Consider the following 23,108-nt stretch of genomic DNA (forward strand, 5'->3'; position numbering starts at 1 on the left):
TTGTATGCATTTTTCAGTTTTACTTCAAGAATCTATCGCTGATCTAAATATTAATCCAGAAGGTATCTATATAGATGCGACATTTGGTCGAGGAGGTCATTCAAAAGCAATATTGGATAAATTAACATCAGGAAGATTGATAGCTTTTGATAAAGATTTAGATGCTATAGATTATGCAACACATAACTTCCAGAGTGATAATTTTGAAATGGTTCATGCAAGTTTTACCTACATTTATGATTATTGCTTACAGCACAATCTTTTGGGTAAGGTCGATGGTATCATTATGGATTTGGGTGTTTCTTCTCCTCAGTTGGATAATGCTAATAGAGGTTTTAGCTTTACTCATGATGGTCCATTAGATATGCGAATGGATATATCGAAAGGTCTGACAGCTAGTCAAGCACTAGAAGAGTTATCAGTAGATGAGTTGACTTATATTTTTAAGGTTTATGGTGAAGAGCGTTTTGCAAAAAAAATTGCTCTAAGAATTAAAGACTATATAGTCGAAAATGGGAGTATAACTACTACCCATCAGTTAGCTGAACTTATTCGAGCGACTATTGGCAAAAGAGAGAAAAAGAATCCTGCAACAAGGTGTTTTCAAGCATTGCGCATATATGTTAATGATGAGCTCAAAGACTTAGAAATTCTTTTGGAGAGTATTTTAGATGTTATCAAAAAAGGTGGTAGAGTTGCGGCTATTTCTTTTCATTCATTAGAGGATAGGATTGTTAAACAGAAATTTACTTCTTTAATTAATCCAAAGCAAGAAACTAATAGAATTGCAAAAATGTTACCACAAGACAATAGCCAAGCGAAAATGAAATGGATTACAAAAAAAGCGAAAGCAAATCAAGATGAACTTAGTCAAAACGTTCGTTCTAGAAGTGCTATTTTAAGGGTTGTTGAAAAGTTATGATGCTAACAAACCGTCAAATACGGATAAGATTATTTGAGTCATTAAAAAATAGTTTCCTAAAAAAGACTGTGGGCATTGCCTTTGTGCTTTTATTTGTGTTGCTGCTTACAGCTTTTACACTAATCGTAACTCGTTTTGAATTTAAGCTGTTATTGAATGAGCGTAAGGATTTGATTGTTGAACAAACTCAGTTAGATGAGCAGTGGAGTCAGATTGTATTAGAGTACAGCTCATTAGCTACACCTACAGCAGTAGAGAAATTTGCTGAAAAAGAAAAAATGTCACTACCTACACAAAAAAGTATAGGTACTTTGAGTGATCAGAAGGAGATCTCTACAAATGAGTAACTATAGACCAAAGTTAAGGCATTTAGTTGTTATCTTATTACTCTTATCAAGTTTTATAGTTTTATTTGCTAAGCTAGTCTATATGGAAAGTGTTGAATATCCCAAACTTAAGCAAGAAGGTGATAATCGTAGTGACAGAAGTATAGATATAAAGTCTTACAGAGGTATAATTCTTGATAGAAATGGTAATCCTCTAGCTATAAGTACTCCAGTAGATACTATTTGGGTAGACCCGTATTATGTTAGTGCGGATAGTCCCGAACTCAAAGAAGTTATGAATATTTTAAATCTATCTAAAGAAAAAAGAGAAAAGATAGAAAGACAAGTTAAGGTCAGAGAGGGTAGAAGTGGCTTCGTTTATATCGAAAGAAAAGTTCAGCCGTACTTATCTCAAAAAGTTAAAGATCTTGATATTACTGGTATTCATGTTATTCGAGAGTTTAAAAGATATTATCCAATGGCAGAAGTTGCTTCTCATATTGTTGGTTTTACTAATGTGGATGGCAAGGGTCAGGAAGGTTTGGAGCTAGAATTTAATCAATTCCTTACAGGGCAGGATGGTTACTTTGAGTATAAAAAAGATTTACATGGTGGCGTTGCTAAGGTTGAAGATAATTTTATATTACCTAAAAATGGACACAACCTTCAAATAAGTATTGATTCTAGATTACAGTATGTTGCATATAAGTATTTAAAAAAAGGAGTTATTAAAACAAACTCTGAAGCTGGATCAGTCATTATTGAAAACATTCATACAGGCGAAATACTAGCTATGGCTAATTATCCGTCATATAATCCTAACAGTATGGCAGATGCTTACCCTGATAGACGTAGAAATAGGGCTATCACGGACGTGTATGAGTTGGGTTCTGTAATGAAAGTTTTTGCAGCAGTTACGGCGCTTATTTATGGTGATGATGTGACCCCAGAGCAACCTGTAATTAATTCGCACCCAGGTTTTTATCGTATTGGTAAAAATACTGTCAGAGATGAGAGGGATTATGGTGAAGAAGATTTAAGATATATTCTTATGAAATCTAGTAACGTAGGTATATCTAAAATGATATTGGGTTTGACTGATCCTACAATACTTGAACCATCATTAAGAAATTTTGGCTTTGGAGACAAAACAGGTATACAACTACCAGGTGAGCGTGATGGATTTGTTCCAGTTAAGGATAAGTGGGGCGATTTCCAATTAGCCACTCTATCTTTTGGATATGGTATGAATGCTACAGATCTTCAGTTAGTTGCTGGAGTATCAGCTATTGCTAATGATGGTAAGTACATTAAACCAACGATTCTTAAAAGAAAACCTGGAGAGGAGATTGACTCAAGAGTGGTAGCATCTAAGAAAGTTTCTGAGGAGATGATTAGTATGATGCAGTCTGTTGTTGAAGATTCTGGTGGAACAGGAGCTAATGCAAGAATACCTCTGTATCATGTTGCAGGTAAAACAGGTACTGCCAGGATGCTTGCCGGAGGAACCTATGGTGCAAAATATTTGGCAAGCTTTGTAGGTGTCGTGCCAGCTAGTGATCCGCAGTTAGCGATAGTTGTTACAATCAAAGATCCTAAAGGCGATAAATATGGAGGTGGTTCTGTTGCGGCTCCAGTTTTTGCAGACGTAGCTCTTAATAGTTTACAAATATTAGGTATCAAACCAGATAAGATTGATAACTAAACTTTTGTTTTTTTTGCTTTAATAGTATATAATCTCCAACTGGTAAACTGTTCCTTTGTGCGGTTTATCGTGTGTTAATTAATAAGAAAACAAATGGAGAAATGTTATGTTAACAACTCAAGATAAGCAAAATATTATTAAAGAAAATCAACAGTCTGAAGGTGATACTGGTTCACCTGAAGTGCAAGTTGCTCTTTTAACTGCTAGAATCAATGATCTACAAGGTCATTTTGCAACTCATAAAAAAGACAATCATTCAAGAAGAGGTCTTTTAAGACTAGTAAGTCAACGTCGTAAATTATTGGATTACTTACATGGTAAAGATGTAGAAAGATACCGTGTATTAATCAAGAAACTAAATTTACGTAGATAATAATTTCATCTTAATCGTTCTTACGTCATTCAATCAAATAATTATATAAGGTTAAACTGTGAAAATATTTAGAGAAGTCTTTGAACTAGGTAACAAAGAAATAGTTCTAGAAACAGGTGGAATGGCTCGTCAAGCAGATGGGTCTGTGACTGTAAGTTGTGGTAATAATGTTGTGTTGGTGACTACAGTAGTCAAAAAATCAGTAGCAGCAGGCGCTGATTTCTTTCCATTGTCAGTACACTATTTAGAAAAAACATATGCTGCTGGTAAGATACCTGGAGGTTTCTTAAGAAGAGAAGGAAGACCATCTGAAGAGCAAATTCTTATTTCTAGATTAATAGATAGATCTATAAGACCATCATTCCCTGATGGATTTTTTAATGAGATTCAGATTGTAGCTACAGTCTTATCTTATGATGGATCGTTTTCTCCGGATATGTTGGCTTTGATAGGAGCATCTGCTTCTTTAGCAATATCAGGGGCTCCTTATGATGATATTATTGCTGGTGTAAGAGTCGGTTATACTAATGGTAAGTATATTCTTAATCCTAACAAAGAGGAACTAAAAGAGTCTGATTTAGACTTAGTCGTTTCTGGTACGGATGATGCGATACTAATGGTTGAGTCAGAGGCTAATAGCTTACCAGAATCTGTAATGCTTGGCGGTATTTTATATGCGCATAAGCATCTTAAGACTATTATCAATTCTATTAGTAAACTGGCTAAAGTATCATCTAAACCACGTATAGAATATACAATTTATCAAATTAATAAATTATTAAAGTCTCAAATTAAATCACATTTTTTTGGCGAGATTAAAAATGCTTATACAATACCATCTAAGCAAGAAAGAAATATTAAGCTTAACGAACTGAGAAAAAATGTTTTAGAGCATATATTTACAAGTGATGTCGATGGGAATGAGTATGCTGAAAAAGAAATTCTAGAAGCTTTTCATGATATAGAAAAAGATCTTGTTAGATCAAATATCTTAGAAGGCAAGCCAAGAATCGATGGTAGATGCACAGAAACTATTAGACCAATAAATGTTAAAATAGGAGTGCTACCTGGAGTACATGGTTCAGCTCTATTTACAAGAGGTGAAACACAAGCTCTAGTGGTTACAACTCTTGGAAGTGATAGAGATGCACAACTTGTTGAATCTTTAGACGGTATTGAAAAATCGCGTTATATGCTTCACTATAACTTTCCTCCATATTCTGTAGGCGAGTGTGGTATGGTAGGTATGGCTCCGAAGCGCCGTGAAATCGGTCATGCAAACTTAGCTAAGCGTGCTACTCAAGCAGTTTTTCCTAATGAAGAGGCATATCCATATGTGGTTAGAATAGTATCTGAGATATTAGAGTCAAATGGTTCTAGTTCTATGGCAACTGTTTGTGGCTCGTCATTATCTATGATGGATGCAGGTGTGCCTATAGCTGAGCCTGTAGCAGGTATTGCAATGGGGCTTATCAAGGATGGTGCAAAATATGCTGTATTATCCGATATTTTAGGTGATGAAGATCACTTGGGTGATATGGATTTTAAAGTTGCTGGTACTAGATATGGTGTTACAGCTCTTCAAATGGATATCAAAATTAAAGGGATATCTAGAGAAATTCTTGAGCAAGCTCTTGAACAAGCAAGAACTGGTAGACTACATATACTAGGAATTATGAATGAAGTGATCAGAGAGCATAAAGAATCTGTTTCTGACGTTGCTCCACAAATTCATATTATGAATGTAAATCCTGCTAAAATAAAAGATGTTGTTGGTCGTGGTGGTTCTGTAGTAAAAGGCATAGTAGAAAAAACAGGTGCGCAGATAGATACTAGTGACTCTGGTGAAGTTAAGATTTTTGCTAAAGATAAAAGATCCTTAGATTTGGCTAAATCTATGGTTGAAGAGATTGTTGCAGAAGTTGAAGAAGGACAAATTTATAAAGGTAAAATTGTTAAGCTTTTAGATTCTGGAGCATTTGTTAATCTTCTTGGGAGCCAAGATGGATATTTACCATTCTCTGAAATTGAACAAGCTGGGATGAAAACTAATTCATTAGTAGAGGGTCAGGGCTTGGAAGTTTTGGTTCAAAATATTGATAGAGGTGGTAGAGTTAAACTTTCTCTTGTTGCGAGGTAATTATTATGAGTGAAGTAGTTCAAAGTGTTGATCCAATCAACTTTACAGAGTCAGCATCTTTAAAGGTTAAGGAACTAATTGAAGAAGAGGGTGATAATTCTCTGAGCCTTAGAGTCTATATAACAGGCGGTGGATGCTCAGGGTTTCAGTATGCTTTTGCATTTGATAATGAGATAAAAGAAGATGATATGGTCATTACAAAAAATGGTGTTCGTCTTTTGGTTGATTCTATGAGCTTTCAGTATTTAGTTGGAGCTGATGTTGATTACAAGGATGATGTTGAAGGTGCCTATTTTGTAATAAGAAATCCAAATGCCAAAACTACTTGTGGTTGTGGTTCATCTTTTTCTGTATAATATTTAATCGTAATTAACTTATTTAAAGTAGAAGTGTTTTTATGAAAATTGCTAATTTTGAAGTAGGAAATGGTAAGCCATTTTTCTTAATGTCTGGACCATGTGTAATTGAGTCAGAGCAAATGGCTATGGATACTGCTGGATATTTGGCAGAAGTTACAAAAGATTTAGGTATCAATTTTGTTTATAAATCGTCTTTTGATAAAGCAAATCGTTCATCTATTAACAGCTTTAGAGGTCTTGGAGTTGACAAAGGACTTGAGATTTTAGCTAAAGTTAAAAAAACATACAACGTCCCAGTTGTTACAGATGTACACGAAGATACTCCATTTGCTGAGGTTGCAGAAGTTGTTGATGTGATGCAGACTCCTGCTTTTTTATGTCGTCAGACAAACTTTATATTAGATGTATGTAAACAAGGTAAACCTGTAAATATTAAAAAAGGTCAATTCTTAGCACCTTGGGATATGCAACATGTGGTTGCTAAGGCAAAATCTACTGGAAATGAGCAAATCATGGTTTGTGAGAGAGGCGTGAGCTTTGGTTATAATAATCTGGTTTCAGATATGCGCTCTCTTGAGATAATGAAATCTACTGGTTGTCCCGTAGTATTTGATGCTACTCATTCAGTGCAATTACCAGGTGGTCAAGGTAGCTCATCAGGCGGTCAAAGAGAATTTGTACCTGTTCTATCAAAGGCGGCTATGGCAGTAGGTATTGATGGTCTTTTTATGGAGACTCATCCAAAGCCAGCAGAAGCTTTAAGTGATGGTCCTAATTCTTTTCCAATGTATAAAATAAAAGAGTTTTTAAGTTTACTAAAAGAACTAGATCATTTAGTTAAGAGTCAACCAAAAATAGAGTTGTAAGGTATAAGTAATGGCTGGTAAAGGCGATGTTTTTATAATAGGTATTGTTGGAGGATCAGGCTCTGGTAAGACTTTATTTTCAAATGAGATTATCAAAAAATTAAAATCAAAACATTTAAACAAAATTGCAGTAATTTCTGAAGATAGATATTATAAAAACTGGGGAGAGATGGTTGGTTTTGAAGAAGCTAATAAAATCAATTATGATCATCCAGATGCTTTTGATCATAAGTTATTGAGAAAAGACTTAGCAGATTTGATTGAAGGTAATGATATTTATATACCTCATTATGACTATACTACTCATTCAAGAATAAAAGAGAAATCCGAAAAAATTACTGGTGGAGTAAGTGTAATTATCCTTGAAGGAATCATGTTGTTTAATGATCGTAAGTTATTAAAGATGATGGATTTTAAGGTATATATGGATACGCCATCAGACTTGTGCTTCATCAGAAGACTTATGCGTGACCAAAATGAAAGAGGTCGTAGTGTTGAAAGTGTTATAAATCAGTACCTAGAAACAGTAAGACCAATGCATATTAAGTTTATTGAGCCATCAAAGAGAAAAGCTGATATTATAGTTCCTGATGGAGCACAAAATAAAACTGTGATTGATATAATATATAATAAAGTAAAACAATTATTGAAGAAAAATGGAGTAAAAAATGGCTAGAGTAACAGTTGAAGATTGCCTTGATAAGGTAGAAACAAGATTTGATTTAGTAGTTTTGGCTTCTATGAGAGCAAATAATATACTTAAGAAAGGCTATTCAGAGTCTGCAGATAATGAGAAAAAAGAAAAGGCAACTGTAGTAGCTTTAAGAGAAATAGCGGAATCTGAAATTACCCCGGACCAAATTTTAAGAAATGAAATAGAAGGTTAATAAAAGTTTTATAAAAAGCTTGACTTGTTTTCACAAAGCTGTATAATTTTGATTTATCGGGTGCTTAGCTCAGCTGGGAGAGCATCGCCCTTACAAGGCGAGGGTCGGGGGTTCGAACCCCTCAGCACCCACCACGATTCAAAAAGCGACTCTAGTCGCTTTTTTTATATCTAATAATATAATTTATCATTAAGAATATTCTACTTTTATATGTTAAAATCTTTCTAGAAGCTTTGTTAGGAGATTTTATGAAGAAAGTATTATTAAGTTCGTTATTTTTATCTTTGAGTGTTTGTTCATTATCTTACGCAGATGATACAGATACTTCGGTATGTCCAGCTGACTTGAAATATCAAACTATTAATATGAGAGATATGGCTTTTGAATATGCACAATATGAAGATCATATTTGTGCAGTTTTAAGTGTAGATATTAGCAAGAATAGTGACTGGCAAAAAGATGGTAGTGGATGGTTTGCAGCTGGATTTGGTGCAGAAACTATGAAGGGCTCTAATATGTTTATATTTGTACCTGAAAAACTACAGGAAGGGATTAAGTATGATGTCTATGCAAATATTGGTGGAGCATATGGTCCAACTAAGCCTTTAGATACTAAGCCGACTACTGGACAAATAAAGCTCTTATCATCATCTTTAGGTAAAGTTGAGTTTGCTATTTATCCTCAGAAAATATCAGGATTATCAAATAGTGGTAAAATTGATATGATTTTTTCTCATTCAAAAGCTGGAGTATATAAATTTGCTCCAGGACATATTGCTGCATATGATGATAAAGCAATGAATCTGAAATAAATCCTTTGGTTGTATTTATAAATTTAATTAAATACAATTGTCGTAATATATTTTGTTAGAATTTTTTATGGGAAGATCTAGAAGACATAAGAAACCTCAAGAGGGTATTTTTGAAGCTGAAATTATAGCACTTAGTCATGATGGTAGAGGAATAGCAAAAGTTAATGGTAAAACGACTTTTATTCCATTTACATTACCTGGAGAAGTAGTCAAATTTGAGTATACATTTACAAAGGCTAAGTTTGATGAAGCAAAAGTAGTTGAATATATTAAAAAATCACCTAATAGAGTTAATCCACCTTGCGAGTATTTTGAAATCTGTGGAGGTTGTAGCTTGCAACATATGTCTACAGATGCACAGATTGAACATAAGCAACAAACCTTACTTAATCAACTTAAGTATATTGGTCAAGGAGTCGAACCTCAGAATATTCTAGAACCATTACGTACGACTAAAACCGAAGGGTATCGTAATAAAGCGCGTTTAGGTGTTAGATATGTTAATAAAAAAGAAAAAATTCTAGTAGGATTCAGAGAACGTAATGGCAGATTTTTAGCAGAGATAGATAGCTGCAAAGTATTAAATCCATTAGTAGGTGAGAAACTAACACAAATTGCCTCTTTTATAGAGACACTCTCTATATATCAGCACATAGCTCAATTAGAGATTGCAATTGATGATACTAGACCAGCACTTATCGTGCGCCACCTTGAGCCGTTTGTAAATGAAGATCTTGAAAAGCTAAAAGCTTTTGGTTTGGAAAATAGTTATTGGATATATCTGCAATCAAAAGGTCCTGATACTATCTTTAGACTATATCCACTAGAAGCTGTTGAGCCTAAAAAGTTAAGTTATCAGCCAGTTGCTGGGATAAATATTGGGTTTGAACCCAATGATTTTACTCAAGTTAATAATGATATTAATAAAAAAATGATTAAAAGAGCTATTGATCTTTTAGAAATATCAGAAAATGATTCTATTATCGATTTGTTTTGTGGTTTAGGAAACTTTACGTTGCCAATTTCTCAGTATGCAAAAACTGTAATTGGTGTTGAGGGAGAGCAGACAATGGTTAGCAGAGCTAAAGAGACAGCAGTTAATAATAATATTAGCAATGTTAAGTTTTATGCGGCTAACCTTTTTGAAAGCTTTGAAGATAAAGAATGGTTTAATAATTTTGAATATAACAAAATGCTTTTGGACCCGCCGAGAGCTGGGGCTCAAGAAGTTTGTAGCAATATTGAAAAATTTGATGTTGAGCGTATTGTTTATGTATCGTGTGATACTGCTACTTTGGCAAGAGATGCTGGCATTTTAGTAAATCATAAAGGTTATAAACTAGTTAGTGCAGGTGTTATGGATATGTTCCCTCATACAATGCATGTGGAATCAATAGCTGTTTTTGAAAAGGTTTAATCATGTTTATAGGTTTAGATATTGGTGGTAGTAATATTTCAGCAGGAATTTTTGATGAACATAAGAATCTACTTAAGACAGCCAAGGTAAAATCAAAAGGCAAGAGTGACTCTGATACAATTTTGGGTCAAATTTTTAAAGTTATTAACAAGTTACTTGATGACTCAACAAGAGACAAAATTAAGGCTATAGGTATTGGTATAGCTGGATTTGTAGATTCAAAAAATGGTATTTTAAATTTTAGTGCAAATATCAATCTCAATGGTATAAACATAGCTAAAGAAGTTAGTCAAAAATTTGGTAATGTACCGGTATTTATTGAAAATGATGTCAATGTAGGTGTTATTGGTGAATGGAAATACGGAGTTGGGCAAGGTCATGAAAATATCGTTGGTATATTTGCAGGCACAGGGATTGGCGGTGGTCTAGTTATAAATAATCAGTTTTTATATGGAGTTACCGGAGGTGCCGGAGCTGTAGGACATGTTAGTATCAATACCCAAGGCACTTATTGCCAAAGTTGTGGTTCACAGGGCTGTGTTGAGACTTATGCTGGTAAAGTAGGTATGGAAAATAGGATTCTAAACCTACATAAAAAAGGTGTCAAAAGCTTACTTATAGATTTGGTTTTAGAAAATAACAATAAGCTTAAGGGATCACATTTGAAAAAAGCACTAGATTCTAAAGATTCTGTGGCAGAAGATATTGTCAATCTGGCAATGACAAATTTGGGTATTGCTATAGCTAATTATATAAATCTTTTGAATCCATCATTGGTATTGTTGGGCGGTGGTGTTATGGAAGCTATTGGACATAAGTATTTGAATACTATTTATAATTCATGTTCAAAGTATGCTTTTAAGACAATGTTAGAGGCATGTGAATTGAAGATCGCAACATTAGGCGACAACTCAGGTGTTTATGGTGCTATGGATATAGCAGTTAATAGATTAGAAGGAAATTGGTAATGTTTATAGGTGTAGATATTGGCGGTTCAAATATGGCCGCTGGATTATTTGATGAAAATAAAAAGTTAATAACTACTGCAAAAGTCAAATCAAAAGCCAAAGAAAAAACTGATATCGTCATAGGGCAGCTATTTAAAGTTATTGATAAACTAATCTCAGAAATTCCTTCGGATAAGAAGCTTGAGGGTATAGGCATTGGTGTAGCAGGGCTTATAGATAAAAGAACATCAGTTGTACGTCGAAGTGTTAACATAAACCTTAATGGTGTTAATCTCAAAGAAGTCGTTGAAGATAAATACAAAGTTAAATCTGAGATAGATAATGATGTTAACGTTGGTGTTTTAGGTGAAGCGAAATATGGAGCTGGTATTGGCCATGATGATATAGTTGGTGCTTTTGTAGGTACTGGTATTGGTGGTGGATTAGTTCTAAATGGCAAACTCTATGGTGGTAATAGCGGCTTGGCGGCTGAGCTAGGACATACAATCATAAAACAAGGTGGGGCTTACTGTCCTGGATGTGGTTCTCAAGGTTGTTTAGAAGCATATGCTGGTAAAGTAGGTATAGAAAAGAAAATTGAAAATTTAGCTAAAAAGAAAGTTAAAAGTACACTAATTGAATTAGTAACTGAAAATGATGGTAAGCTAAAGAGTAGTCATATCAAAAAAGCACTTGAAACAAATGATGAGATTGCTAAGGATATACTTAGTGAGGCTATGGAGTATTTAGGTACTGGATTAGGTAGTGCTTTAAATATGATAAATCCTTCGATGGTAATATTAGGAGGTGGTGTTATGGAAGCTATTGGTGAACAATATTTACCACAAATCAAAAGAGCTGCTATGAGAAATTCATTTGCTGATATTTATGCAGAGTGTCAATTTAAACTTGCAAAGCTCGGGGATCAAGCAGGAATTTATGGTGCTATGGAGTTAGTTGCTGGTTAATCTAATTAGGATTATATTAATATGACTTGTGTTCTAAGTGAGTTTTTTTCTCAATTGTCTGCTTATTTTAAAGGCTTTAGAAATATAAGTTTGACGCAAATTTTTAATGATTGGAATATTTTTGAGATAGTTTGGCTTATAGCTTCTGTGAGTATTCTAGCTGTCATAAGTATTTTGACTACGGATGATTATTTAGTGCTCACAGTTATAGCTACAGTCACAGGAATGCTAAATCTGTTGTTAGTCGCTAAAGGAAAAATTCTTAACTATTTTTTTGCTTTTGTAAATAATCTTACTTATGCGTATATTTGTTATACTCAGGGTATTTATGGACAGTTTCTGCTTTTTGCATTTTTCTTTTTTCCAATGCAATTTTATGGTTTATATACCTGGACTAAGCCACAGAATATAACAGAAAATAGTGATATTATTACAAAAACGCTATCTAACAAATATAGAATTTATCTTATTAGTGGAATTGTGATTGCTGCATTTTTGTATGGTTTTTTTATTTTAAAAGGATACTTTCATCAACAAATAGGTTTAGTTGCCGACTCATTAACCGGAGTAGTATCTGTTGTGGCAATTATCTTGATGGTTAAAGCATATATTGAACAATGGGTATTGTGGATAGTTATTAATACACTTTCAACAGTTATATGGCTACAACAGTACTTTTCTGGCTCAAGTGATGGTATTGCATTTTTGGCAATGTGGTTGATATATTTATTTAATGCAATATATGGATATATAAACTGGCTAAAGCTAAAAAAAGACATATAAAAAAGCTCTTAAAAAACTTTCCTATAATTAGCTTAACTTACTTGGTCCATTTCTATATAATTTGCAGTATTGATTATATATCTTATGGAGGGTAGAACAGTGACTGTTAGACAAACTCTATTTCTTATTATTACTCCTATAATTGCAATGTGTGTACTATCATTTGGTAATGGTTATTTCACAACATACTCATCAATAGAGCTAAATAGTCTTGGTCGTTCTAACTTAATGATAGGTATAATATCAGCGGCCTATTTTTTTGGGATGACAGCGGGATCTTATTTTTCGCAATTTACTATAGTCAGAGTAGGATATATTCGAGCTTTTGTTTTGTTCGCATCTCTTATGGCAATTAGTACTTTGATAGTAGGTGTCAACAAAAGTGTACCAGTTTGGGTCTTTTTTAGATTTGTTTGTGGGTACTCTCTTGCCGCGTTATTTATTGTCATAGAAAGTTGGTGTATCTTATCTGCAGAGAGAAAAAATCGTGGCTTAGTATTTTCGATATATCTATTTGTTTACTATGGAACACAAGCATTATCACAGTTAATGATTAATGTTCATTTTAGCAATGGATTACTGGCATATTGTTTTATATCATCACTTTGTAGTGTTGCAATTGTTTTGATGGCATTTACAAAAACAGTAGCTCCAGTACCGCATTCTGAGGGGGTTTGTTCACCATTAAGGATTATTAAAAAGGTGCCTCTTGCAATGGCCGCTAGTGTGATAGGCGGATCTCTTTTGGGTTCTATATATACTTTATTACCAATATTTATGGTCAGGGTAAACATTCAACATGATATGGTCTCTGTGCTAATGATGACAACTATTCTTGGAGGAATGTTATTACAAGTACCTATCGGAAAAATCTCAGATCTTATCGATAGGAGAAAGGTAATATTGTTAGCTGGAGCAGGTATACTTATTGCATCATTGCTTATTGCTATTTTTCATACTTCTTATTTGATATTTGGAGTAGTTATATTTGTATTTGGTGGTTGTGCTTTTGTGATATATCCCTTATCTATATCTCACGCTAGTGACTTTTTAGAGGAAAATGAAGTGCTTGGGGCCATAGGGGTTTTGACAATTGCTTATGGAATAGGATCAGTTGTTAGTCCTGTTATAATATCCAGTGTTATGTCAGTATTTGGTCCATTTGGATTTTTTATTATAACAGCGATACTTAGTGCTATTTTATGTGTGTACTCAACGTATAGGATTTTTGTTAGAAAATCAGCAGTTGATACTTCTTCATTCACCATAGCAACACCAGAGAGTCTTAATTTTAGCGAAGCGCAAGAGATAGTTTCGGAGAAATAATCTAAGTATATTAAATTGCAAAGCATACATCGCTAGCTTATAATTGATAAGGTTTTTAAAATTCATAACAAGACTTAATTTATCTAAAGGAGATTATAGTTATGTCATCACAAATCAAGCAAGTTTTTGCTAGACAAATATTAGATTCACGTGGTAATCCTACTGTTGAAGTAGATGTAATTTTAGAAAGTGGAGCTTTTGGTCGTGCTGCTGTTCCTTCAGGAGCTTCTACTGGTATTAGAGAAGCATTAGAGTTAAGAGATGGTAATAAGTCTCTTTTCTTGGGTAAAAGTGTCTATAAAGCAGTTGAGAATGTTAATACTAAAATTGCTCAAGCAGTTAAAGGTTTAGATGCTCTTGATCAAAGATTAATTGACAAGACTATGATAGAACTTGATGGTTCAGAGAATAAAGGTAATCTTGGCGCAAATGCTATTTTAGGTGTTTCATTAGCAACAGCTAGAGCGGCAGCATCTCATTTGAGAAAGCCTTTCTACCGTTATCTGATGGATGTTAAAGAATATTTAATGCCTGTGCCAATGATGAATGTGATCAATGGTGGATCACATGCTGATAATAATGTGGATATGCAGGAGTTCATGATCGTTCCAGCAGGGTTTGATACTTTTTCAGAAGCTCTAAGATGTGGATCTGAAGTTTTCCATACACTTAAAAAAGTTCTAATTGCTGATGGTTATAGTGTAGCTGGTGTTGGTGATGAGGGTGGTTATGCTCCAGATCTTCCATCAAATGAGTCTGCTATTGAAGCAATTCTTAAAGCAGTTAAAGAAGCTGGATACGAGCCTGGTAAGCATGTGTTTATAGCATTAGATCCTGCTAGTAGTGAATACTATAAAGATGGCAAATATGAATTAGCCTCTGAAGGCAAGTCACTAACTTCTGAAGAGATGGTAGAGTACTTTGCTAAGTGGGTTGAAAAATATCCAATTGTATCAATCGAAGATGGTATGGCTGAGCAAGATTGGAATGGTTGGAAGTTAATGACTGAAAGATTAGGTAAGAAAGTCCAGTTAGTTGGGGATGATTTATTCGTAACTAATCCAAAAATCCTTGCTGAAGGTATCGAAAAAGGCGTCGCTAATTCAATTTTGATTAAGCTTAATCAGATCGGTACTCTAACAGAGACTTTCGAAGCAATGGCTATGGCTGGTCAAGCAGGCTATACATGTGTAGTATCACATCGTTCAGGCGAAACCTCTGATACTATCATTGCTGATTTAGCAGTAGCAACATGCTCAGGACAAATCAAAACAGGTTCATTATCAAGAGCTGATCGTATAGCAAAATATAACCAGCTAATTAGAATAGAAGAAGAGTTAGGTGAAAATGCTATCTATCCAGGTATCAAAGCATTTGTATTTAGCTCAGAAGAAGCTGATAATGAAGTCCAAGAGATTATTGTTGAAGAAAGTGAAACTGAAAAAGTTGTAGTGCAAGTAGAAGAATAATAGTTTCATGGATATTAAATCTAATTCTTTTTTTTATATTTTTATTTCAGCAGTTTTGTTACTAATTATCTTGTTACAATATCAGCTTTGGTTCAGTAATACAGGATTGTTAAATTATGAGACTCTAAAAAAATCAATTGCTACTCAAACAAAAGAAATTAAGCATAAATCTCAGACCAATGCTCAACTGTATTCCGAAGTAGTTTCACTGCGTAAAAATAGCGAAGTGCTTGAGAGTTTGGCTCGTGAAAATATGGGCTTCATAAAGCAGGGAGAGGTTTTTTATAGTGTCAAATAAATATGTAATAATTCCAGCTGCTGGGATAGGCTCAAGAATGGGATTAGATATTCCTAAGCAATATTACAAACTCATTAATGGTAAGACTATACTTGATAATACTTTAGAAAAGTTTGTCAAAGATTCCTTTTTTGATAAAGTAATTGTAGCTGTTAGTGATAATGATAATCTTTGGAGTAATTCTGAGTATTATAATCATCCAAAAGTACAATCCTGTATAGGTGGAGCCACAAGGTTTAATAGCGTTTATAAATCACTTAAAACTATCAATGATCGTAAAAGTGATGATTGGATATTTGTACATGATGCAGCTAGACCTTGTGTAAATATAGAAGATGTTATAGCTCTTTATAATCAAACTCAAAAATCTCATACTCAAGCTGGTATCTTGGCTATTAGAGCATTTGAGACGGTTAAAAAGGTAGCGATAAAGATGATTGTAACTAAGACTATTGATCGACAAGATATTTGGCTTGCACAGACTCCACAACTATCAAGACTTGGGCAGTTAGAAACAGCATTTGATTTTTGTTATACAAATAATCTCATAGATAAAATAACAGACGAAGCATCGGCTTTGGAGCTGTATGGTATAAACCCAATAGTCGTTGAAGGTTCTAGGAAGAATATTAAGATCACTACACAAGATGATTTAGAGTTTGCTAACTGGCAGATTAGCTAGTTATCTATTTTAGTAGTAAGCCTATCACATATCCAAATATTATCACTAATCCCATTATAAATAAAATACAATCAAGTACTACACGTCTGTAGTTTTTGTATTGTATGTTTTTGTAGATTATTATCACGGGTAATACATACAATAAGAAAGCTACGGTAGGAGCGACTAATATTCCTATAATGTTAAGTATTTTGAAGTTGCAGATTGTACATATCCATAAGATTATAAATATTAGACTGACACAAATTCTATTTATGACTATATCTGTGATATTGATCTTATAGATATTTCTAAAAAAGTATTTGAATAAATATTTTAATGCTTCTTTAGAGCCAATATAGCAACCGATAAATGAGCTTATAATAGCTGTAAAAACTATCATAGGAGCTAGAATGTTTAGTAATGTCCCCGGATGTTGTTCTTGTATTAGAGTTACTATTGAGAGGTTATTTATATTCGCTCTATCAAGGTCATGTATTGTAGTGCTGAGTAAGCAAGATGTTACAAATAATAGTACAAATATAAAAAGAATCAATGCATTAATCTGAAGTATTTTATATACTTTGTACTTCTCTTGCGAGCGTTCTACTTTTACATAATCACGATAGAATATTACTAGACTAGAAATAACCGGTGAATGATTCATCGATAATATCAAAATTGGCAAGACCATTAATACACCAGTAATATAACCAATAGTGTCAAAATGACTATCAGTTATAAACTCAAAGTTCCAATATGGAATTATATATAGTGACAGTGTAATTACTAATATTATTAGAAATATTACTATTAGTTGCATAAATTTAAGGATTAAATTGATCCCTAAAGAAACAATAACTAATAGTCCAGCAAGAATACTAAAGCTAAACCATATATTAGTCGAAAGATTTGTGTTGACAATATGATAGTTTAATAAGAAGTTACTTAGTTCATTATTTAAACCAATTGAGTACATCGGCATATTTAAAAATATAGCAAAAAAATAGAGTACTACACAAATTAGCCCAAATAACTTACCAAGATTATGTGTGAAAACATCTGTGATGCCACCATTATCTGTATATAAAACTATATTCGCCATATTCTTATGTGAATAATATGTCAATGGTAGCGCAAAAATAAGAACTGTTACTAAAGCCCATAATCCACTATGCCCAGCTTGAACAGGAAGATATAATAGTCCTGCTCCAATAGCAGTACCAAATAGTGTAAAAATCCACTGTATATCAACTTTAGTTGTCTTTGTGTGATTTGAATTTTCCACTTACCTACTCCAATCCAATATCACTTTACCACATTGACCACTTTTCATTATTTCAAATCCTTTTTGATAATCATCAATATGAAGTCTGTGTGTGATGATTGGTTCCATATCCATGCCTGCTTGAAGCATACTAGTCATCAGATACCATGTTTCAAACATTTCTCTGCCATAAATACCTTTAAGAGTAAGACCTTTGAACAATATAGCTCCCCAGTCAACAGAGATATCACCAGCTGATATGCCCAAAAGTGACAGCTTGCCACCATGATTCATAACATCAAGCATCATAGATATTGCTGAGTTAATCCCAGACATTTCTAGACCTACATCAAACCCTTCTGTCATGCCAATTTCTGACATAACTTTACGCATTTTTGCGGTTAATTGTTGTTGATTTTGAAACTCTGATACATTTACTGCAACAGTAGCTCCGAAGTCTCTAGCCATCTGTAGACGATATTCATTAATATCCGTGATAACTATTCTACGAGCACCGCAGAATCTTGCTATCTTGACTGCCATAAGTCCAATAGGACCAGCTCCAGTTATAAGCACATCCTCACCAGTTAGGTTAAATGAAAGTGCTGTATGAATAGCATTACCCATAGGATCGAATGTACTAGCTATATCATCACTTATAGAATCAGGGATCTTAAAAACATTGACAGCTGGCATTACTAAATATTCAGCAAAAGCTCCCTGTACATTTACACCTATTCCTATGGTTTTTCTACAAAGATGGCGTTTACCTGCTCTACAATTACGACATTGTCCACATACAAGATGACCTTCACCAGATACTCTATCGCCAACATCTACACTTGTGACACCATTTCCCTTGGCTACAACTTCGCCAGCAAACTCATGTCCGGTAATCATTGGTACAGGTATGGTAGCTTGAGACCATTTATCCCAATTATAAATATGTAAATCAGTGCCACAAATTGCTGTTTTTTTAATTTTAATCAAAACATCATTGTAGCCATATTCTGGCATAGGAGCATCATCAATCATCCAAATACCAGGTTCTTTTTTTAATTTAGCAAGTGCTTTCATAGTTTGATTCCTATTAACTATATAATACCTAATTCTTTAGCAGCTTTTGTAAAGCCATCAACAGCTTTGTCAATTTGCTCAAAAGTATGAGCAGCAGACATTTGTGTTCTAATTCTGGCTTTACCCTTAGGTACCACTGGATATGAAAAAGCGATTACATATATGCCATAATCTAGCAGCTTATCAGCAAATTCAGCTGCTTTTTTCTCATCGTATATCATGACAGGAATAATAGGGTGTTCTCCTGGTATTAAATCAAAACCTGCGGCAGTCATTTTTGATCTAAATCTCTGTTGATTTGCCTGTAATTGCTCTCTTAACTCATTTGAATTTTTAGTTATCTCTAAAGCTTTAATAGATGTTTTAGCTATTATAGGTGCTAAAGCATTTGAGAAAAGATATGGTCTAGAAAGGTTTTTAAGTAAATCTACTACTTCTTTTTTAGCGCAAATGTATCCACCTGAAGCGCCACCTAATCCTTTGCCTAGAGTACCAGTTAGGATATCAACTCTACCCATAACATCACAATGCTCAATTGAACCTTTACCATTTTTACCTACAAACCCTGAAGCGTGAGAATCATCAACCATAACAATAGCATTATATTTATCAGCTAAGTCACAGATCGATTTTAGATCAGCAATAATACCATCCATTGAGAAGACGCCATCTGTAGCAATCATTTTAAATCTTGCTCCAGATTGATCAGCCTCTATAAGTTTTGCTTCAAGGTCTTGCATATCATTATTGTTATATCTAAAACGCATCGCCTTGCACAATCTAACACCATCAATAATACTAGCATGATTAAGAGAATCACTTATAATAGCATCTTCTTTTGTAAGAAGTGTCTCAAAAAGCCCCGCATTGGCATCAAAACATGATGGATATAGGATTGTATCTTCAAACTCAAAGAACTCACTTAGTTCTTTTTCTAGTTGCTTATGCACAGAGTTTGTACCACAGATAAACCTAACTGATGCCATACCATAACCACATTCTTCAATATGGTTTTTTGCATAAGAAACTATTTCTGGATTATTTGCAAAGCCAAGATAGTTGTTTGCACAGAAGTTAATTAGTGTTTCACCATTTTCTAGATTAATGACAGGTTCTTGTGGGGTTGCTATTATTCTTTCGCTTTTGTATGTACCAGCTTCTTTTATTTCTTGTATTTTGTTCTCAACATTAGCATAGAAATTATTATTCATATTTGAGCTCCTCTCAAAAATAGAGTTTATATTATATTTGACTTTAGAATATTAGCTAATAAAGATACTTTTTAAAACAATTTGATATCAAATTATATTAATAATGAATATTATTTTTGCTTGGTAAATATTCTGCTAGCTCATAAGTTGTAGATTTAATGAAATAAAGCTGTTTAAAAAATTAATATTTTATTTGCTCTATATTATAGGTGTCGACTGTAAAGTTAATTATGTTGTTGTAGATTTGGCTATTAGTTTTTGCTGTGAGCTATTAGTTTTTGATAATTATTTATTTTTGGCTATATGTTATATTGTGTCTCAATAAAAATTCAGCAGGGTCTTTAAAGAAAAATTAATATTTATTTATGCAAATCATAATAAACAGGTTTTTTAAAAAAATTTGCTTGATTTGCTTTATTTTGTAAGCATAAAATTAATTTGTAAGCAATATGCTTACGGTTATTAATCTTTGTATAAGGAGAAATTCATGAACAAAACAAAATTAGTTTCAATGGTATGCGCTTTGATGGGTGTTGGTTCTTTTGCAGTAGCTGAAGCAGCTCCAGTAAATGATGTCAAAACTTATGATTTCAAAGCACCATTTAAGGACTATAATAATAAAATTGTTTTAAGTATTAATAATGTAGCATCTGGTAAAACAGTTGAATTTACAAGTAACTTTAAACCTAAAGCAGGTTGGGGTAATTGTTTTGGTACAACTGTTGATAATGTTAATTTTGATACTACTCAGAATGCCAATGGTGATTTTGTAACAAAAATGACATTAAAAGATGATACTGCATCATTTAACTTTAGTCAGTCATGTGACATTATGGGTACAGACTCTGGTAATGCAGTTGTATTACCGGGAGTAGTAGTTCCTATCGTAAGTAGTCTAAAAGTAGATGGTAAAGATCTAGATATTCAAAGACCGTGCGAAAATAATGTTTGTGAAGATCCAACACCAGGATATACAAATGCTGCATATTACGCACAGTGGGCTGTCTGGGGTCGTAAATATAACCCGTATGATTTCAAATACGATAAGTTAAACACTATAATTTATGCGTTTATAGGGTTTGATAAAAATACTGGTAATATCAAAACATTAGATGCCTCAGCAGACTCTTGGGGTTTATCTGCAGCAGCTAGAGCAGCTAAAAAATATCCATATTTAAAATCATTTTTATCATTTGGTGGTTGGACTAATAATGGAATTACAACAGCTCCAATGTTTGAAAAGCTAGCTTCAAATCCACAAAGTATGCAAAATTTTGCAGATCAATCAATTGAGCTTATGCGTAAGCTTGGTTTCAATGGTATTGATATCGACTGGGAGTGGTGGTCAGATTATGGTAATGATGTGGCACCAGCTAAGAAGATGTTAGCTTTCTTCAAAGTATTGCGTACAGAGTTAGATAAGGCTGGTAAAGCAGATGGTAAGAAATACTACCTTGCTATAGCTGTGAATGGTGCTAGAAGTCGTATCGAGGCAATGGAAAATCCGAGTAATCCAAATAGCGTATCAGATTTCTGGAAGCAAACTGGTGAATTGATGGATGAAATTAACATTATGAGTTATGACTATCAAGGTGGTTGGGGTACAGGTTTCCCTGCATACTTCCAAGCATCAACTGACTTCCCTAGCAATACTCCATACAGTAATAGAGTATACTCAGCTGGAGCTTCTCCTGTTGATGCTCAAGATAATGTTACTGATATTGGTAAAGATGGCGTTACCTTAGTTCAAGCTATAGGTAAAGAAGGAGGCTGGTCAATTAAAGGTGCAGTAGATGCATATATTGCAGCAGGTGTACCGGCTAAGAAATTAATTGTTGGCTTGCCATTATATGCTAGATCGATGACTGTAGATAGTGATGTTGATGGAGGTCTTTTCCAAACTATTACAGCACCTGGTATAGGTGATTACGAAGCAGGTGTATTTGACTATAAATGTTTAGTTAACCCTGTAAATGATCCAGTTACTGGTTGTGGTACAGCTAAGCCTGTTAGTGGTTTGGCTAATCTTAAGTACTATGATATTAGCCATAATGTCGATGTATTTAACAAATATGGTAAGGTCGCAATGCAGCCTTGGGCATATAGTCCATCAACTAAATCATTTATAACTTATGATGATGTTTGGTCTGTAGGTGAGAAGACTAAGTATACTAAGAGTAGGAATCTTGGTGGTACTATGTTCTGGCAAGCAGATAATGATTCTACAGATCCTAACAAATCATTGATAAATGCTGTTGCTAAAGTATATGCATCTGACACAATTAATGTATCTGTAACAGATGTTACTGAAAATTCTGCTACAGTATCTTGGAACAAACCAGAACTAGATGGTTCTATTAGTTATAAAGTGATAGTAAATGGTAATGTGATTGCTGAGAATATTACTGCTTTAAACTATGTATTAACTAATTTAGAGAAAGGTACTAGATACACTGTTGAAGTTGTTGCAAGTACATCTGCTACATCTAGAGAAGATAGTTTGACTTTTGAAACTGTAGGTGCAGAACCAGCTGATGATCAAAATCAAGATCAGAATGATGATCAAAATAATAATGAAGATCAAAACCAAAACCAAAATGATAATGAAGATCAAAATGCTGGTGATCAAACAGCAAGTACTTGGAAAGCTGATGGTGTATACAACAAAGGCGATAGAGTAGTTGTAAATGGTGTAACGTATGAGGCACAATGGTGGACTCAAGGCGAGAACCCTACTCAAACTGGTCAGTGGGGCGTATGGCGTACAGTTTCTGGTCAGACTGATAACCAAGATAATAATCAAGGTGATGACGCAGATCAGGGTAACGATCAAGGAAACACAGATCAAGGTAATACTGATACAAACCAAGGAAATGAGAATGATAACTCATCAGCTTCAGGTACTTGGGATGCTACAAAAGTCTATAATAAAGGCGATAAAGTAACTTATAATGGTGTAAGCTATGAAGCACAATGGTGGACTCAAGGTAACAAGCCTTCTGATGGTGGTGCTTGGAAGAAACCTGTTGTAGCTGGTGGTGCTTGGGAGAGTGGCATTGCTTACTCTGGAGGTCAAACAGTAACTTATCAAGGATCTACATACAAAGCTAAATGGTGGACTCAAGGAGATACTCCATCAAATAGTAGTGTTTGGCAAAAACAGTAATAATCTTTTGTCTAAAAATTTCTAAATAATATTCTGTCCTATTCAATATGCCTCCTGACTATTCAGCAAGGAGGTTATTTATTTTTAAGCTCGTAATAAACTAATTCAAAACACTTAATTTAATAAAC

Annotated in this window: 22 protein-coding genes and 1 tRNA gene; 20 read left to right on the forward strand and 3 right to left on the reverse strand. The window is 33.9% G+C overall.

What is annotated here, in order from left to right; translation table 11 throughout:
* Positions 1-4: 4 nt before the first annotated feature.
* From rsmH to ispD, 19 genes are all read left to right on the forward strand, one after another.
* Positions 5-922, forward strand: a complete 918-nt coding sequence (gene rsmH / locus IMS64_RS02725) for a 16S rRNA (cytosine(1402)-N(4))-methyltransferase RsmH (RefSeq protein WP_211490835.1) — start codon at positions 5-7, stop codon at positions 920-922.
* A complete protein-coding gene (ftsL, locus tag IMS64_RS02730; RefSeq protein WP_211490836.1) occupies positions 919-1,269 on the forward strand; it encodes a cell division protein FtsL in 351 nt (116 codons plus the stop codon). The genes rsmH and ftsL overlap by 4 nt, the downstream gene beginning before the upstream one ends.
* Positions 1,262-2,953, forward strand: coding sequence for a peptidoglycan D,D-transpeptidase FtsI family protein (locus IMS64_RS02735; RefSeq protein ID WP_211490837.1), 1,692 nt, complete (start codon positions 1,262-1,264; stop codon positions 2,951-2,953). The genes ftsL and IMS64_RS02735 overlap by 8 nt, the downstream gene beginning before the upstream one ends.
* Positions 2,954-3,059: 106 nt before the next feature.
* Positions 3,060-3,326 (forward strand): 30S ribosomal protein S15, encoded by a 267-nt coding sequence (gene rpsO / locus IMS64_RS02740; RefSeq protein ID WP_211490838.1) that lies wholly within the window; start codon positions 3,060-3,062, stop codon positions 3,324-3,326.
* A gap of 58 nt (positions 3,327-3,384) precedes the next feature.
* Positions 3,385-5,466 (forward strand): polyribonucleotide nucleotidyltransferase, encoded by a 2,082-nt coding sequence (gene pnp / locus IMS64_RS02745; RefSeq protein WP_042518874.1) that lies wholly within the window; start codon positions 3,385-3,387, stop codon positions 5,464-5,466.
* A gap of 5 nt (positions 5,467-5,471) precedes the next feature.
* Positions 5,472-5,822 (forward strand): iron-sulfur cluster insertion protein ErpA, encoded by a 351-nt coding sequence (gene erpA, locus IMS64_RS02750; protein ID WP_004288128.1) that lies wholly within the window; start codon positions 5,472-5,474, stop codon positions 5,820-5,822.
* Positions 5,823-5,863: 41 nt separating this feature from the next.
* Positions 5,864-6,691, forward strand: a complete 828-nt coding sequence (gene kdsA, locus IMS64_RS02755) for a 3-deoxy-8-phosphooctulonate synthase (protein WP_004288127.1) — start codon at positions 5,864-5,866, stop codon at positions 6,689-6,691.
* 10 nt (positions 6,692-6,701) lie between these two features.
* Positions 6,702-7,367: a uridine kinase gene (udk, locus tag IMS64_RS02760; protein ID WP_004288126.1), complete on the forward strand. Its 666-nt coding sequence runs from the start codon at positions 6,702-6,704 to the stop codon at positions 7,365-7,367.
* Positions 7,360-7,578, forward strand: coding sequence for a DNA-directed RNA polymerase subunit omega (gene rpoZ, locus IMS64_RS02765; RefSeq protein ID WP_004288125.1), 219 nt, complete (start codon positions 7,360-7,362; stop codon positions 7,576-7,578). Before udk ends, rpoZ begins: the two co-directional genes overlap by 8 nt.
* Before the next feature lie 58 nt (positions 7,579-7,636).
* Positions 7,637-7,712, forward strand: a tRNA-Val gene (locus IMS64_RS02770).
* A 114-nt stretch (positions 7,713-7,826) separates the two neighbouring features.
* Positions 7,827-8,390, forward strand: a complete 564-nt coding sequence (locus IMS64_RS02775) for a hypothetical protein (protein WP_012279743.1) — start codon at positions 7,827-7,829, stop codon at positions 8,388-8,390.
* A 67-nt stretch (positions 8,391-8,457) separates the two neighbouring features.
* Complete coding sequence (rlmD, locus tag IMS64_RS02780; protein WP_211490839.1) at positions 8,458-9,807, forward strand: 23S rRNA (uracil(1939)-C(5))-methyltransferase RlmD; 1,350 nt, start codon at positions 8,458-8,460, stop codon at positions 9,805-9,807.
* Between the two features lie 2 nt (positions 9,808-9,809).
* Entirely contained in the window at positions 9,810-10,775 is a 966-nt protein-coding gene (locus tag IMS64_RS02785) for an ROK family protein (RefSeq protein ID WP_088821017.1), read from the forward strand.
* Entirely contained in the window at positions 10,775-11,722 is a 948-nt protein-coding gene (locus IMS64_RS02790; protein WP_004288121.1) for an ROK family protein, read from the forward strand. Before IMS64_RS02785 ends, IMS64_RS02790 begins: the two co-directional genes overlap by 1 nt.
* 21 nt (positions 11,723-11,743) lie before the next feature.
* Positions 11,744-12,505: a nicotinamide riboside transporter PnuC gene (pnuC, locus tag IMS64_RS02795; protein ID WP_234362488.1), complete on the forward strand. Its 762-nt coding sequence runs from the start codon at positions 11,744-11,746 to the stop codon at positions 12,503-12,505.
* 84 nt (positions 12,506-12,589) lie between these two features.
* Positions 12,590-13,831 carry an MFS transporter gene (locus IMS64_RS02800; protein WP_004288119.1) on the forward strand — a complete coding sequence of 414 codons (1,242 nt, stop codon included), beginning with the start codon at positions 12,590-12,592 and terminating at the stop codon, positions 13,829-13,831.
* A 101-nt stretch (positions 13,832-13,932) separates the two neighbouring features.
* A complete protein-coding gene (gene eno, locus IMS64_RS02805) occupies positions 13,933-15,300 on the forward strand; it encodes a phosphopyruvate hydratase (RefSeq protein WP_004288118.1) in 1,368 nt (455 codons plus the stop codon).
* Between the two features lie 7 nt (positions 15,301-15,307).
* Entirely contained in the window at positions 15,308-15,598 is a 291-nt protein-coding gene (locus IMS64_RS02810) for an FtsB family cell division protein (protein WP_088821018.1), read from the forward strand.
* Positions 15,588-16,280: a 2-C-methyl-D-erythritol 4-phosphate cytidylyltransferase gene (gene ispD / locus IMS64_RS02815; protein ID WP_211490840.1), complete on the forward strand. Its 693-nt coding sequence runs from the start codon at positions 15,588-15,590 to the stop codon at positions 16,278-16,280. The genes IMS64_RS02810 and ispD overlap by 11 nt, the downstream gene beginning before the upstream one ends.
* Before the next feature lie 4 nt (positions 16,281-16,284).
* On the opposite strand, the gene IMS64_RS02820 is transcribed toward ispD, so the two are convergent.
* Genes IMS64_RS02820 through IMS64_RS02830 form a run of 3 tightly spaced genes read right to left on the reverse strand, consistent with a single transcriptional unit; the run spans position 16,285 to position 19,814 of the window.
* Positions 16,285-17,547 (reverse strand): amino acid permease, encoded by a 1,263-nt coding sequence (locus IMS64_RS02820; RefSeq protein ID WP_004288115.1) that lies wholly within the window; start codon positions 17,545-17,547, stop codon positions 16,285-16,287.
* Positions 17,548-18,603 (reverse strand): L-threonine 3-dehydrogenase, encoded by a 1,056-nt coding sequence (tdh, locus tag IMS64_RS02825; protein ID WP_088821020.1) that lies wholly within the window; start codon positions 18,601-18,603, stop codon positions 17,548-17,550.
* A 17-nt stretch (positions 18,604-18,620) separates the two neighbouring features.
* Positions 18,621-19,814, reverse strand: coding sequence for a glycine C-acetyltransferase (locus IMS64_RS02830; RefSeq protein ID WP_211490841.1), 1,194 nt, complete (start codon positions 19,812-19,814; stop codon positions 18,621-18,623).
* A 487-nt stretch (positions 19,815-20,301) separates the two neighbouring features.
* On the opposite strand from IMS64_RS02830, the gene IMS64_RS02835 reads away from it, so the two are divergent.
* The gene (locus IMS64_RS02835; protein ID WP_211490842.1) at positions 20,302-22,980 is read left to right on the forward strand and encodes a glycosyl hydrolase family 18 protein; all 2,679 of its coding nucleotides are present in this window, start codon (positions 20,302-20,304) and stop codon (positions 22,978-22,980) included.
* Positions 22,981-23,108: the final 128 nt, after the last annotated feature.

The sequence above is a fragment of the Francisella philomiragia genome, from assembly GCF_018135955.1.
Lineage (GTDB): Bacteria > Pseudomonadota > Gammaproteobacteria > Francisellales > Francisellaceae > Francisella > Francisella philomiragia.